Consider the following 13886-nt stretch of genomic DNA (forward strand, 5'->3'; position numbering starts at 1 on the left):
CTTGCCGTTCTCCTCAGGCCGCTCTGGCGTGTAGCGCCTCGTCGAACCGGTCCCATATGGGACGAAGGTCGATCACGGCCTTCTTCATGCGGGCTTCATCCATGGCAAGTGCCAGGATGCCTGCCTCCAATGCGTTGAGCGTGGAGACCGGAAGTTCCGAACCGATGCGCACGCTTTGCAGAATATCAGCCGCCATCTGCTCGTCGGCGCCGTAATGCTGCGACAGCTCGGTCGCGGCATATCTATTTTCGACAATCTTGTTGCCGGTCAGCTGCTCGTGGACATCGAGATAACCGCGGACGAAGTCGCCCTCGGCCATGCCGCGCGAGCCCATGATGGCGAAGCGGCGGAACTGGTCGGGAACATTCAGATTGGTGTGGAAATTCATGCCGACGCCATTCGCGTATTCGACGATCGCCACCTGATAATCAATGATGTCGGCGTCGCTGTCGAACACCTTGTCCGAACCCATCCAGCCGCTCGGCTTGCGGTGGAAGAGTTCCAGATCGTTGATGCCTTCGCGCGCGGGGTCGTTAGCGGGAATGAAGCTCTTGCGGCCGCCGAAGCTTGCAACGCGTTCGGGACGGGCGCCAATCACACCATTATAAAGGTCGAGGTCGTGGCAGCACTTTTCCAGCATGAAACTGCCGGAATAGCGCTCGTAACGGCGCCAGTCGCGCATGAAGAAGGCGCCATGATAGGGCTCGATATGTTCAGAGGCTTCGATCGAAACGATATGGCCGAGCTTGCCTTCGGCCTGGACGGCGCGCAGGTCCTTGTAAAGCGGCGAGTAGCGCAGCACGAGACCGACCATCAGCCGCTCATGACCGAACTTGGCCATCAGATGGGCAAGTTCGATGCTCTCGGCGATCGTGGTGACGATCGGCTTTTCGCAGAAGACCTTGAGGCCAGCCTCAAGACCGAGGCGGATATGATCGAGATGCATATGATTGGGAGAGCCGATCATCAGGAGATCGAGCTTTTCGGAGGCGAGGAGCTCTTGCGGCGAGCCATAGGCCTTGCCGGCGGAAACGCCCTTTTCCGTCAATCCGGGAAGTCCCGCGGGGTCCGGATCGACGTAACCGACGATCTCGAAGCTGCTGTCGATAGCCTTGAAGACATAGCCAAGATAGCCGAGCCGGAATCCCAGCCCTATGATTCCCACTTTCATGCTAAAGTCGTTCCCAATTTCGTAATTTATTTTCTTCAGGTTGGGACAAAAATCAGAGGGCGTCAACTGAAAACGGGGTTCAGAGCAAATTGATGAAATTAATTTTCATCAATTTGCTCATGGGTTCTCGACTAGGTTGAAGGTCCTCATCCTTTCTCCCAACGTTGGCATTGACCAGAACGTCGAGAGGCGAGACTGTCGCATCTCTAACTGGCCCAACTGTCGCACTTCAAAATAGAACGTACCCCGCCACGTACAGAGATCGCATAATCTATCTTATGGAACCAAAATCCATACCCAAATCATAGCCGAACCTCAGACTCCCAAACCCGCTACTGCGACGCAGCAACATAAGTCGGCAACGGATGAACCCGAGCTAAAAAGGAAGCGTGTTGTTAGAGTGGTTGTTCACCATTCCCCGAGAAGTCAGAGCCGATCAGGGCGTCGTCGGATGATCTATCGAGCAATTTCAGATAATAGCAGAGGCATCGATAGCGGAATTGCCTCGGAGTAAGATCGTGAAATCTCGATTGTCGTCAAAATTTGTACTTTCAGCATTTGTGTTGCTCGCCAGTTCGACGCTTGCTTCTGCTGGCGGCTGGCAGACCGACACGCAAGGCACATCCAATTGGCATGTGACGCCGCCGATCGGGCAGTGCAACGTCAGTCGGGCCAGGAACAGAGCAATACGCGCCGGCATTTACCGCAGCGAGATTGTCTATCGCGACGAGAATGTGCTGACCTTCAGAGGGCTGACCATTAACGGGGATCGCAGGGAGATCACCTTCGGAAACGAGGCAAGCTGCCCGGAGCTAGAGTCGAGAGACATTCCGTAGATCGCCGGACAGACCATACGGTTAAAGCTGGGCAGTCATGCGGAAAGCGCCCCAACTTCGGTGCTCAGCGCATGCAAAGCCGCGCTGAACACTCGAACCATCGCTACGCTCCAACCATCACAGCAAACCATCCCACACCTAGGTGAACGCGTAAGGCTTGTAATCCGTATCGTAACCGAAGTACCGCGGCCCCACCAAGGCGATCCCGGCCGGTGTCTGCCATTGCGGGTTACACGGGAAGGCAAGCGCCACGAGGCGCAATCCATACCGCAAGGAGTCTGCGGTCACGGGAGCCCCCGTCTCAGCCTCCAGCAGCGTGATGAGATCAGGCGTCGTGCAGATTATCTTGCCATCGCGCTCAGCCATCAGGAATTCGTTCTGGAAATCCAGCCTGAAGCCGTGGCCTTTCCATTCGTCGAGCCCATCGAAACGCGCACTGCCCCGGGCAAAGCCACCGATGGTGCGGCGATCGACATCTTTGACGCGGCCATGGAAGAGGATGCTCGCGCCGAGCAACTTGGTGATGGCAGCCACCGGATCGGCATGTGCTGTTCGGGTTTCCCGAAGTGTTCGGCCAAGGTTAACGCAAAGCGACAGCGTCCCGCGCACAACCGCCTTCTTGGCCACCTCTCCGCTCATGGGATAGAAGGCAAGCAAGGCAGAACCGCCCATTTCGACAGTTGCGGCGCGCGCCAGGCGTTCCGTCCAGCCGTTGCTCACGGTTTCCAGAACCAGTGAATTGCCCTTGTCGTCGCAAAGCACCATCGGCGTTGCCGAGACGCCGTGCAGCGTAAAGGTCTCCATCTGCAGTTCGGGATAGGCGCGCCCCATGCCGTCGCCATCGACGAGCGGCAGGCCGCTTGCTGCAGCGACGACGAAAGGCGTGGTCGAATTGATGCCGCCTGCCTCGCCGCAAAGAACCGCGTCGATCTTTCGCCCCAGCACTTTCTCGAGTTGACGGAAGGCATTCATCAGTTCGTCGCCCTGGGGCAGCTTTTCGGTCATGACGGTCGGAGCGCCCATCATGCAGACGGGCACGACCAGCGCGTCGTCCGGCAGTTCGTCGACATCGACAAGCTTGACCGGGCCATGCTTGCGGATCGCTTCCTGCGCCATCAGCTTGCCGACATAGGGATCGCCGCCGCCACCCGTGCCGAGAATGGCGCCGCCGATCGCGATGTCCTCGAGATCCTCTGCATGGATCGTTCTCAACGTCTTCATCATTCCCCCCTATCGCGCGATTTCGCGCGTAACCAGCGGCTCGAATGTCAGCTCCGGAAAGCCGAAGGCTTTCGGCCCGACGATTTCGAGTGCGCGCGGCGTTTTCATCAAATCGTGCACCGGCAGGCCGATGACGGCGACGCGCTGGCCATAGCGCAGCATCTCAGTAGTGATTGGCTCGCCAGTGTCGATTTCGAGATTCATGATCAGGTCGGGCACCATGATGACGGGCTTCTCGTCGATCCAGAGCACGAGGTTCTCGTTCTGGATGGCGATGCGGGCTTCCGAACCCGTCCAGTCGCCGGTCCCAGCAATGATGGCATGGCCGCGCGCAAAGCCGCCCTTCAGTTCGCGACGGATATCGACGATCTTGCCGGTGAAGAAGAGCTTGGCTCCGGCGCTTTCAATCACACGCTCAACCACATTCTGACGCTTGGCGCGGGCATCGAGCACCGTGCGGCCGATTTCCAGTGCCTGGCTGACCGTGCCGGGGATGGCGGTGCGGCGGACGAAGTCGCCGCGCATCGGCGCGGTGGCGAAGCCGGCCCCTGCCCCCATGGCGACAGCCGTGTCACGGGCGAAACGTTCGAGCCAGAACATGTCGATGACGTCCTTGAAGACGACGACATTGCCCTTCTCATCGGCGATTGCGGCCGGCGAAACCGGTGCGCCGTAGATCATGTAAGTCGTCATCTGCACCTCGGGGAAGGCGCGGCCCATGCCATCACCATCGACGACCGGCAGTCCGGCCATCGCGGCGGCAATGATCGGTTCGATGGAATTGGCGCCGCCGATTTCGGCGGAAATCACTGCCGAAACCTTGACACCCGCGGTCTCCTCGACCGCGCGCATCGCGCGATAGCATTCTCCTCCTTCCTCGATCTTCTCGACACCGACAACGGGCGCACCGATGCCGCCGACCTCAGCGACCCAGCTATCCTCTGCAAGCGCCTCCAGCGGCATCACCCGCACTTGCGCTCCCTTTCGCATCAATTCGCGGGCGCGCAACATGCCGATATAGGGGTTGCCGCCACCGCCGGTCCCGAGCAGCGCTGCTCCGATCGACAGCGGCAACAGGTCTTCCTCCCTAAGCAGGTAACCTTCAGCGGGCATTGAGCTCTCCCACAGCCTTGACGCGGATGCGGGTGGCGTTGCCCGGCAGATAAGCGAGCGGCACATCCTCGACATCGACGATCTCGATGGAGTCGCGTGCAGCGCCTGCCGCAACCGCTGCTTCGATGGCTCGGCTCTTGGCATCTTCGAGTGATTTCTCGCGCCCCATTTCGGCGAGTGCATAGACCCGGTCGACTTCACCCGAGACCTGCGCGATCGCCGCGCCGACGGCGTTGGCGACGCCGAAATGCGATGGTTTGATCACTTCGAGTCCTGCAATCGGCCGGTTGACGAGGATGGAGCCACCGCCGACGACAATGACAGGCAAGGGATCGGGAGACAGGCGGGAGCGCTCCACGCAATCCTCCAGCATGTCGTGGATCTTTTGCTGTACGCGCTGCAGCAGATCGGCCGGAAGATGGGAAGCCTTAGCGGGATCGCCGAGTGTCGCGTTGCCGGCAGCAACGGTGATATCGGTCGTTGTCAGCGTCTTTCCGCCGAAGATGAGCGCTTCCGTCTGAATACGGTAGCCGACCGACACCGGACCGACCTTGATGCCATTCTCCGTTTCGACGACATGCGAACCGCCGCCAAGGCCGATCGAGAAGACGTCGGGCATGCGGAAATTGGTGCGCACACCGCCCACTTCGACGGCGACCGTGGCCTGCCGCGGGAAACCTTTATACAGGGAGCCGACATCCGATGTCGTGCCGCCGATATCGACGACGATTGCATCGCTGACACCCGAGAGGAAGGCCGCCCCGCGCATGGAATTGGTGGGACCCGAGGCGAAGGTCAGGACCGGGAATTTCTCGGCGAAGGCGGCATCCATCAGCGTGCCGTCGTTCTGCGTCAGGAAGAATTTGCCCTTGATGCCGGTCTCCGCGATCGCCTTGCGGAAGGCATCGATCACATGAGCCGAGAGATCGCGCAGGCAGGCGTTCATGATCGCCGCATTCTCGCGTTCGAGCAGGCCGATGCGGCCGATCTCGCTGGACAGCGTAATATGAGCGCCTGGAAGAGCCTTTTCGAAGATCTCGCCAGCGCGCTTTTCAAAGTCAGTGCTCACAGGCGAGAAGACGGACGTGATGGCGATCGTGTCGATGCCCTTCGCCTTGATGTCGGCGGCGATCTTCAGCAGTTCTTCCTCGTCGAGCGGCGAGATCACCCGGCCGTCGAATTCATTGCCGCCGTGAGCGAGATAGGCATGATTGCCGATTGCCTGCTTCAGATCCTCCGGCCAGTCGACCATCGGCGGCAGCGAGGCGGTGGCCGGCAGGCCAAGCCGCACGGCAGCCGTCTGGGCGAGATCACGACGCTGAACGACAGCGTTGGTGAAATGTGTCGTGCCGATCATGACGAAGTCGACCGCGGATGCCTCCATCCCTGAGGCTGCGAGCACGTCACGCAGCGCGTTGACGACACCACTCATGACATCTGCTGTTGTCGCCGACTTCACGCCGGCAATCACGTCCGGTCCATTCATGATGACGGCGTCCGTATTGGTGCCGCCGACGTCAATACCAATTCTGATCATCAGTCCTAACCTCGTTGGTGACTTGCTTGTTGATCGACTTCCCTGAGCGCCAGCAATTTCTCGGCTGTCGGGATCTCCCCGTCGATCAATGGAATTTTCGGGCGCATCGCCTCCTCCTCCTTCGAAATGACGGGAACGGAGGCGAGGAGAAGCCGGGTATAATCGTGGGATGGGTTTTCGAAGACGGAGGATACCGCCCCCGTTTCGACGATCTGGCCACGATAGAGCACACCGACAGTGCCGGCGAAATTACGCATCAGGCTGAGATCGTGGGAAATGAAGAGATAGGTGAGGTCCATACGCCCCGCGAGATCGGTCAGAAGATCGATGACCCGCGCCTGCACCGACACGTCGAGCGCCGAGGTCGGTTCGTCGAGCACCAGCAGTTTCGGCTCGACGGCAAGTGCGCGGGCAATTGCCACGCGCTGTTTCTGGCCACCGGAAAGCTCATGCGGATAACGCTCGGCGAAATTGGCCGGCAGCTGCACCATCTCCAGGAGTTCGGAAATGCGCTGGCGCCTGTTGCCGGAAAAGCCGTGCGCATCGAGCGGCACGGCGACAGACTGGCCAACGGTACGACGCGGATTGAGCGAGGAGCCTGGATTCTGGAAGACCATCTGCACATGTCGCGAATGGTGACGTCTCGTTTTCGCAAGGCCTTCGCCATCAATCAGGATTTCGCCGGCATCCGGTTTTTCGAGCCCCATGATCATGCGGGCGATGGTCGACTTGCCGGAGCCGCTTTCGCCAGCGAGGCCGTAGACCCTCCCCTTCTCGATCGAGAAGGAAACGTCGTCAACCGCCCTCACCTCGCCGATCTGGCGGCCGAAAGCATTGCGAACGGGAAAGGATTTCGAAAGATTGCGGATCTCAAGCATCGGCGTGCTCATACGGTCACCTCCCCGCTAGAACGCGTGCCACCTGCCAACCGCGGAACGGCATCGATCAGGCTGCGGGTATAGGGATCGCGCGGATTGTCGAAGACGCCGGCGGTCTCGCCATGTTCGACAATGGCGCCCTTGTTCATGACATAGACATAGTTCGAGGTCTCGCGCACGACGCCGAGATTGTGGGTGATCATCAGCAGCGCCAGACCGCTCTCTTCAACAAGATCCTTCAGCAGCTTCAGGATTTGCGCCTGCGTGGTGACGTCGAGCGCGGTGCCCGGCTCATCGGCGATCAAAAGCTGCGGCTCACTCAAGAGCGCCATGGCGATCAGCACGCGCTGGCGCATGCCGCCTGACAGCATGATCGGGAAGGACTGCGTAACGCGCTCGGGATCGCGCATCCGGACCTGTTCGAGCACCTGGTGGACACGCGCCATCCGCTCCCTGCGCGAGCGCGAGCGGCCGAGGCGCTTATCCGCATATTTCAGGATCGTGCCCATCTGGTCGCCAACGGTGAAGACCGGATTGAGCGAACTCATCGGATCCTGGAACACCATGGACATGGCGGTGCCGCGCAGGCGCAGCCGGTCCTTCTCGGCCATGGTCAGCAGGTCGGCGCCGTCATAATAGATCTCGCCGGATGTGATGCGAGCGGGTGGCTTGCGCAGCAGACCCATGATCGCCTTCATCGTCACCGTCTTGCCGGAGCCGCTTTCGCCGACAAGGGCGACCTGCGATCGGGCGGGAACGTCGAGGCTGACACCATGCAATACGCGGCTGGTACGGCCATAGGTGGAAAACTCAACCGAGAGATTGCTGACACGCAGGAGCGGGAAACTCATCGAACCTCCTGGACGTCGAAGAGGTCTCGCAGGCCATCACCCAGCAGGTTGAAGCCCAGCGCGACGAAAAGAATGGCCGAGCCAGGCAGAACCGATTCCCACCAGTAATCCGGCAGGAAGGCGGCGCCCTGGGCAACCATCGTGCCGAGATCCGGCGTCGGCGGCTGGATGCCGAGACCTAGGAAAGAGAGCGAGGCGCCGACGAGAATAACGAAGCCGCAATCGAGCGAGGTCTTCACGGCGATTGCCGAGACGCAGTTCGGGAGGATCTCGCGGAAGAGGATATGGAACTTGCTTGCACCAAGCGTCTCCGCCGCCTCGATGAATTCCTGGGCGCGGATCTGCTTGGTGATCGAATAGATCAGTCGTGTGTGCCATGTCCACCAGAGCGCCGATATGGCAAGCAGCGAATTGATCAGGTTCGGCGACAGCACCGCGGCGACGGCGAGCGCCATGACGAGCGGCGGGATAGCGAGCGCGATATCCGTCACGCGCATGATCAGCACCTCGACCCAGCCTCCGAAATAGCCGGCGAGAATGCCGAGGATGGTGCCGATCGGAACGGCCGTACCGAGCACGACCAGCGCCAGAAGCAGGGAGATGCGCATGCCGAAGATCACGCGACTGAATATATCGCGGCCGACATTATCAGTGCCGAACCAGAAGTCGCCCGATGGCGGCAGATGGCGCGCACGGAAATTGACGGCAGCGCCGACATGTTCGGGATGCGGCGTGATCCATGGCGCGAGGATCGCGGCGAGCACGCAGATGATGACAATCGCTGCACCGATGACGGCGGTCGGATTGCGTGAGAAGCGATACCAGTTCTGATAGGCATTCGAGAGGCGTTCGGCCTCGATAGCAGGCGTATCGGACATCAGCGCCTCCCCCGGATACGAATGCGCGGATCGACAATGCCGACCAGCACATCGATGACGAGATTGACGATGACGAAGAAGACGCCGGAGACGATCACCACACCCATGACGGCGTTCAGGTCCTTCTGCATGATGGTGCGCACGCCATAGGCCGCCATCCCGGGCCAGGCGAAGACGAGTTCGACGACGAAGGCGTTACCGATCAGCGATGCGAATTCGAGGCCGGAAATGGTGAGCGGCGGAACGAAACTCGGGCGCAGCATATATTTGAACACCCGCACGCGCTCGGGAATGCCGAAGGCCCGGCTCGCCTCGATATAATCCTGGCTGGAGACGTCGATCATCGAGGAGCGCGTGATGCGCGCGATCTGCCCCATGGTTGCCGCAGAGAGCGCAAGCGAGGGAAGAAGAAGGTAACGCAGGCCCTCGCCGAAAACATCCAGCCGCCCATGCAGCAGGGAATCGATCGTGACGAGACCGGTAATATCGGCACTGAAGGCCATTCCCGGCGGCAGGCGCCCGGTCGTCGGCAGGATATGCAGCACATAGCCGGCAAGGATCTGCAATACGAGCGCGAGGAAGAAGCTCGGCGTCACCGCGGAAAAGATCGCAATTAGCCGCACGAGATTATCTGGCCATTTGTCCTTCCACCGCGCGGCAGCGACACCCAACGGAACACCGAACAGGAAGGCGATGGTGATCGTGGCGAGCACCAGTTCGAAGGTCGCAGCAAAAGTCTCGCGGATATCGTCGCTGACCGGGCGCTTGGTCAGAAGCGACAGGCCTAGATCGCCGCCGACGAGCCCGGATACATAGATCCCGTATTGCTGGATCAGCGGCTTGTCGAAGCCAAGTGTCTGGCGAAATTGCTCGACCTGCTCATTGCTGGCACGAGGCCCGAGCGCCAATCTCACCGGATCCCCCGGCATGCCACGAGCGATCGTGAAGATCACCACCGACAGTCCGAAAAGAACAAGCAGCGACCACAAAGCGCGCCTGACCAGGAAGAGGAGGAATTCCAATGTTCCAGCCCTGTTTCAATTCATGATGGAGGATATGGACGGCCCTTTCGGGCCGTCCTTTCCGGGCAGTTCGTCATGAGGGTGACGCTGCCCGAAACGCGCTCAGCCGTTACTTGCAGGTCCAGCGATAACGGGTGAACTTGTAGTCAAAGGACTGCATCGGCACGGCATGGAAGCCTTCCAGGCACTTGTCCATGGCATGCTGTACCGTCTGCGTTTCCAGGAAGACATCCGGCTGCAGATCGACGATCTTGTGCTGCAATTCCTTGTAGATCTCGGCCTGCTTGGCCTTGTCAGGCGTTTCGCGAGCCTGATCGATCAGGGCGTCGATCGCCGGATCCTGCAGCCATTCTGCCGAAGCCCAGGTGCCGGCTGCTTTCGAATGATACTGCGTGAAGAACATGGAATCCGGCGAAGGATAAGTCGGGCCGAAGAAGATCTGGTTGACGTTTGGCGTCGTTTCGACCTTGCCGGCAATTTCCGTCACACGGTTCCACGGATCGGCCTGCTGTGTCACCTTGAAGCCGAGCTGTTCGAGGTTCGACTGCATCAGCAGGCTGAGCTCTTCCTCGAACTTGGTGCCGGCAACATAGCCGAGCGTGATCGGGATTTCACTGCCGGCATATTTCGACTGCGCGATTTCCGCCTTGGCAGCCTCAAGGTCATATTTCGGTGCCGGCAGGTCGCTCGCATAATAATCGGCAAAACCGGACGGTAGCGGACCATTCAACTGACCGCCCGGCACGATGACGCTGCGGATCGTGTCGTAGTCGGTTGCATAGGCAAGCGCTCGGCGGATATGGATATCGTCGGTCGGCGGCACCTTGGTGTTGAGCTTCAGGTAGAAGCCGATCGTCGTATCTTCGCTGACGATGTTGAAGCGGCCCATCTCCTGCAATGCCTTGTAGGTATCGGGTGCCTGATATTGGCTGCTCATCGTGAGTTCGCCGGAGGCTGCAAGCGAGCGCACGGTCGCCTCGTCATTGGTGATGATCCAACGCACTTCGTCGATCGGGCCGTCATTGAAGCCCTTGTAGTATTTGGGATCGCGTTCGATCGTCATTGACGCGCCGCGGTCCCAGTCCTTCAGGGTGTACGGGCCAGCACCGGCAGTCTTCGTCGAAAGATAGGTCTGGCCGTCATCATTGCCGGCATTAGCCTTGACCACGTCGGCATTGACGATGAAGACGGCCGGGACCGTGCTAAGGAATGGTGCGAAGGCTTTCGAGAGGGTGAATTTTACGGTGTGCTGATCGACGGCCACGACCGAGCCCGGCTTCAGCACGTCTGCGAAGAGGTTGGCCGGCCCGAGATTGATCTTCAAAAGCCGTTCGAAGGAATAGACGACGTCTGCGGCCTCGACCGGCGAACCATCACTGAAATGCGCGTCGGCGCGCAGTTTGAAGGTCACTTCCTTGGCATCCGGCGAAACCGTCCAGCTCTCGGCGAGCTCAGGTTGCAGGTTGCCGCTGGAATCGACTGTCACCAGACCGTCATAGAGGTTCACGGCAGCCATATAGTCGGTGTAATCAGAGATCTTGGCGGGATCGATCGTACCGAAGATCTGGACGGTATTCATGGTCACGGTCGTTTTGGCCGCGGCCGAGCCCGCAAAGCCGGCGGCAAGCACGGCCATAGCGGTAGAAGCAATCAGCTGTAATCTGCTCATGGTATCTCCCGGTTCAAAAGTTCCCTGCGACCATTTTGATCGCTTTTGTTGGACCGCCTTCTACCCGGCACTAAACCGTAAGGTCTGCTCGGGAGGAGCATCTGGCACTTGGGTTGCCGGTTTGCCGCATTCCCTTCGCTGACCCATCCGATTGTCCGCCAGAGGAGGTCTGAGAAGAAGATTGCATATGCAAAGCAACCTGCTCAACAGATGACGGGTCTAGGTTTTCGTTTAAATGGTCTAGGTTTTGTGTGCATGGCGACGCCGATCTCGCCCGGCTTCTGAATCAACTGACAATACCCAGCGCCCTTGCCGCACTGATCGCCTCCTGCCGGTTGCGGCAGCCGAGCTTGCGATAGACATTGCCAAGATGGAATTTGACTGTCGCCTCGCTGAGGCCGAGGGTGCTGGCAATGAACTTGTTGGCAGCGCCTTCCGAAATCATCAGCAGGATCTTGCTCTCGCGCCGCGACAGGTCATTGCGCCCGCCCGCAGAGCGGCTCGACAACCTTCCGCTGTCGCGCAGCTTGCGGATGATCTGCCTGATGGGCAGCGACGTCGCCAGGAAGCCGCCAATGCGCTGGTTGTCGATCAGCTCCTCCAGAAAAACGCGTTCTTCCGAAAGCGGAGCAATGGCACCGAGCCGGGCGCAATCCTCGAAGATCTTCTGCAGGATGGCGCGGGCACGCGTCAGGTTGCGCTGGCGCTTGGCAATATAGGCGAGCCAGATCTGCCCACTCAGACGCTGGCGGTCGGTCAGATGCAGGTTGCCGATAATGCCCTCGATCAGGCCTTCCAGGCCAGGGCGTGCGGGTTGCTCGTACGTTATCTGGCGCAGCCATGCGAGCGCGAGCGCTATTTCGTCGCGATCGTGCAGATGGACCAGCTCTCCATCATTGCTTACCACCCGGTTCCGATCGATGCGCGATGTGATTGCTGCAAGGCATTGCGACGCCTCCTGCCAGCGATTTGCATTCTGCAGGATGGCCGCCTCGCGGATTTCGATCATCGTTTGGAATTGGCGGTTGGACACCTGATAAACTCGCCAACGGTCGAGAAAGCTGCGCGCCGCGATCGTCGAGAAATGGTCTCCAAGTGCCTGGCTGCCGTAATGCAACGCGAATTCCAGCAGGCTTGGCCAGATCTCGCTATGGGAGAAATCGTCGATCTCGAGGCTGAGAAACCGCGCAAGCGGTTCAGCCCGTCCGGTCTCGTATTCGACGCAGGCCTCAAGGAGCAATTGAAGACGTTGATCATTTCGGCTTTCAAATGGAAGCTCGCGAAGACTTTCCGCAGCCCGGAGCGAATGTTTGCGGGCCGCCAGCGCGTCGCCCATCAAAAGACGGATCAACGCCTGATGGAGGCTGACATAGAAGCAGAGCATCGGGGCATTGGCGCGCTCGTAATGGTGCATTGCACGCTGCGCCACTTCCTCCGCCTCCGCAAAACGCCGGTTGCGGATGTAGAATTCGAGCACGGAATTGTAGAAGCTGCCGCGAAAGAGATGGTCGTCGAGCGGGAATTCGGCAACGAGTGCGAAGCAGGTTTCCAGGAGCCTTTCGGAGAAGAAATAGTCTTCATAGATGAGCATCAGCAGCCGGAATGCCCTGAATTCCCGAGAAAACACGGCGTTCTGGGCGAAGACGGCCTCCGGATCGTTGGCCAAATCGCCGAAGCGGTCGGCAAGCAGTCGACGCGCTCGCGACACATCCCCGAGTTTAAGTGCCTGCAGTGCGAGCGCAAGCACCAGGACTTCGCTTTGCAGCACGTAGCTTCGCGGAAAGCCTGCGAGAATTCGATCATAGACTTCCGGCCCATGGAAATAGAGGAGAAAGATGCCTTTCGCCTCGGTGAAGACCTTGAGCGCGTTGTCGTATAGTCCGATGCGCTGGAATATCTCGATCGCCCGTATCGGATGACCACGGGCAGCAAAACTGTCCGCAATCGCCTTCGCGTCGGCCAGCACCTTTATCCGCTCCGCAATCACGGCATCGAGCGCATGATCGATCTCGCCGACGATCGAAGTTATGCGCAGGCCGTTCTCCGCAATGATGGGAAGGAAATGGGATTGCCCGCGAAAATCCCCTTTGCCTGTGTCCAAAACGATGCGGAGATCAACCAGGACTTCGGGTGGCGCGGATTGAAGAAGCTCGCTTTCGAGGAATGCGCTCAAGCGTTCAGCGCTCAATGTCGGATTGAATGCAATCAGGGGCCACCCGCCTGATGCATGCATGATATCAGACGCGCCATCGGCAAAAATCTCTGCTGCTTCGTGCTGGTCGATGAGCAGAAAAGCTTGGTCCGCAACAAAAGCCCGACCATAGGCGATAGCCCGCGAGAGGCCTGGCAGCAGTGTATCGGGGCGCTTTGCGATAAAAATCCGCGCCTGAGCCAACAGAAAGGCTTCAGGTAAGGCGGCCGGCTTGCCATGGGGTGGGATATCCCAGATGCAGACCTGATCCGGTCGCCATGCGGGTACCGTTTCACCGGCGTGAATATCGGTGCCGAAATGAGCGGCAATCTCATTCAGTGCCGACGTCTTTCCCATGCCGGCGGGAGCATCGAGAACGACGATCGGCTCGCGGCGCGCCAGAAGAGCATCAAAGACTCGAGGTCTGTGGACCAAATGCTGCACTCAATTCTCTGGGGTGAACATGCGTTCATCAACCCGCTTCACGCATGTCATAGCAGCAGTGAGGTGCCGAATGAA

Annotated in this window: 11 protein-coding genes; 1 reads left to right on the plus strand and 10 read right to left on the minus strand. The window is 59.5% G+C overall.

The features are described from left to right. Nucleotides 1-13 precede the first annotated feature (13 nt). The gene (locus AC1DM5_RS26300) at nt 14-1171 is read right to left on the minus strand and encodes a Gfo/Idh/MocA family protein (RefSeq protein WP_477820707.1); all 1158 of its coding nucleotides are present in this window, start codon (nt 1169-1171) and stop codon (nt 14-16) included. Nucleotides 1172-1689: 518 nt separating this feature from the next. Here AC1DM5_RS26300 and AC1DM5_RS26305 point away from each other — a divergent pair. Continuing rightward, the gene (locus tag AC1DM5_RS26305) at nt 1690-2007 is read left to right on the plus strand and encodes a hypothetical protein (protein ID WP_477820708.1); all 318 of its coding nucleotides are present in this window, start codon (nt 1690-1692) and stop codon (nt 2005-2007) included. A gap of 138 nt (nt 2008-2145) precedes the next feature. On the opposite strand, the gene AC1DM5_RS26310 is transcribed toward AC1DM5_RS26305, so the two are convergent. The 9 genes from AC1DM5_RS26310 to AC1DM5_RS26350 form a co-directional block, all read right to left on the minus strand. Beyond that, on the minus strand, nt 2146-3228 hold the full coding sequence (locus AC1DM5_RS26310; protein ID WP_477820709.1) for a DUF917 domain-containing protein: 1083 nt from the start codon (nt 3226-3228) through the stop codon (nt 2146-2148). 9 nt (nt 3229-3237) lie between these two features. Then, nucleotides 3238-4341 carry a DUF917 domain-containing protein gene (locus AC1DM5_RS26315; RefSeq protein ID WP_477820710.1) on the minus strand — a complete coding sequence of 368 codons (1104 nt, stop codon included), beginning with the start codon at nt 4339-4341 and terminating at the stop codon, nt 3238-3240. Further along, a complete protein-coding gene (locus AC1DM5_RS26320) occupies nt 4331-5878 on the minus strand; it encodes a hydantoinase/oxoprolinase N-terminal domain-containing protein (RefSeq protein ID WP_113319984.1) in 1548 nt (515 codons plus the stop codon). Before AC1DM5_RS26320 ends, AC1DM5_RS26315 begins: the two co-directional genes overlap by 11 nt. 5 nt (nt 5879-5883) lie before the next feature. Then, a complete protein-coding gene (locus AC1DM5_RS26325; RefSeq protein WP_477820711.1) occupies nt 5884-6768 on the minus strand; it encodes an oligopeptide/dipeptide ABC transporter ATP-binding protein in 885 nt (294 codons plus the stop codon). Continuing rightward, nucleotides 6765-7607, minus strand: coding sequence for an ABC transporter ATP-binding protein (locus AC1DM5_RS26330; RefSeq protein ID WP_477820712.1), 843 nt, complete (start codon nt 7605-7607; stop codon nt 6765-6767). Before AC1DM5_RS26330 ends, AC1DM5_RS26325 begins: the two co-directional genes overlap by 4 nt. After that, nucleotides 7604-8485, minus strand: coding sequence for an ABC transporter permease (locus AC1DM5_RS26335; RefSeq protein WP_477820713.1), 882 nt, complete (start codon nt 8483-8485; stop codon nt 7604-7606). Before AC1DM5_RS26335 ends, AC1DM5_RS26330 begins: the two co-directional genes overlap by 4 nt. Continuing rightward, the gene (locus tag AC1DM5_RS26340; protein WP_477820714.1) at nt 8485-9507 is read right to left on the minus strand and encodes an ABC transporter permease; all 1023 of its coding nucleotides are present in this window, start codon (nt 9505-9507) and stop codon (nt 8485-8487) included. The genes AC1DM5_RS26335 and AC1DM5_RS26340 overlap by 1 nt, the downstream gene beginning before the upstream one ends. A 109-nt stretch (nt 9508-9616) precedes the next feature. Next, nucleotides 9617-11176, minus strand: a complete 1560-nt coding sequence (locus AC1DM5_RS26345; RefSeq protein WP_477820715.1) for an ABC transporter substrate-binding protein — start codon at nt 11174-11176, stop codon at nt 9617-9619. 286 nt (nt 11177-11462) lie between these two features. Next, nucleotides 11463-13811: a helix-turn-helix transcriptional regulator gene (locus AC1DM5_RS26350; protein WP_477820716.1), complete on the minus strand. Its 2349-nt coding sequence runs from the start codon at nt 13809-13811 to the stop codon at nt 11463-11465. Nucleotides 13812-13886: the final 75 nt, after the last annotated feature.

It is taken from the genome of Rhizobium sp. 01T437, assembly GCF_056398505.1.

Excerpts from the sequence above, each read along its gene's own strand:
- AC1DM5_RS26320 (WP_113319984.1), bottom strand. The coding sequence starts at position 5,878 with ATGATCAGAATTGGTATTGACGTCGGCGGCACCAATACGGACGCCGTC.
- AC1DM5_RS26335 (WP_477820713.1), bottom strand. The coding sequence starts at position 8,485 with ATGTCCGATACGCCTGCTATCGAGGCCGAACGCCTCTCGAATGCCTAT.
- AC1DM5_RS26345 (WP_477820715.1), bottom strand. The coding sequence starts at position 11,176 with ATGAGCAGATTACAGCTGATTGCTTCTACCGCTATGGCCGTGCTTGCC.
- AC1DM5_RS26315 (WP_477820710.1), bottom strand. The coding sequence starts at position 4,341 with ATGCCCGCTGAAGGTTACCTGCTTAGGGAGGAAGACCTGTTGCCGCTG.
- AC1DM5_RS26310 (WP_477820709.1), bottom strand. The coding sequence starts at position 3,228 with ATGAAGACGTTGAGAACGATCCATGCAGAGGATCTCGAGGACATCGCG.
- AC1DM5_RS26300 (WP_477820707.1), bottom strand. The coding sequence starts at position 1,171 with ATGAAAGTGGGAATCATAGGGCTGGGATTCCGGCTCGGCTATCTTGGC.
- AC1DM5_RS26325 (WP_477820711.1), bottom strand. The coding sequence starts at position 6,768 with ATGAGCACGCCGATGCTTGAGATCCGCAATCTTTCGAAATCCTTTCCC.
- AC1DM5_RS26330 (WP_477820712.1), bottom strand. The coding sequence starts at position 7,607 with ATGAGTTTCCCGCTCCTGCGTGTCAGCAATCTCTCGGTTGAGTTTTCC.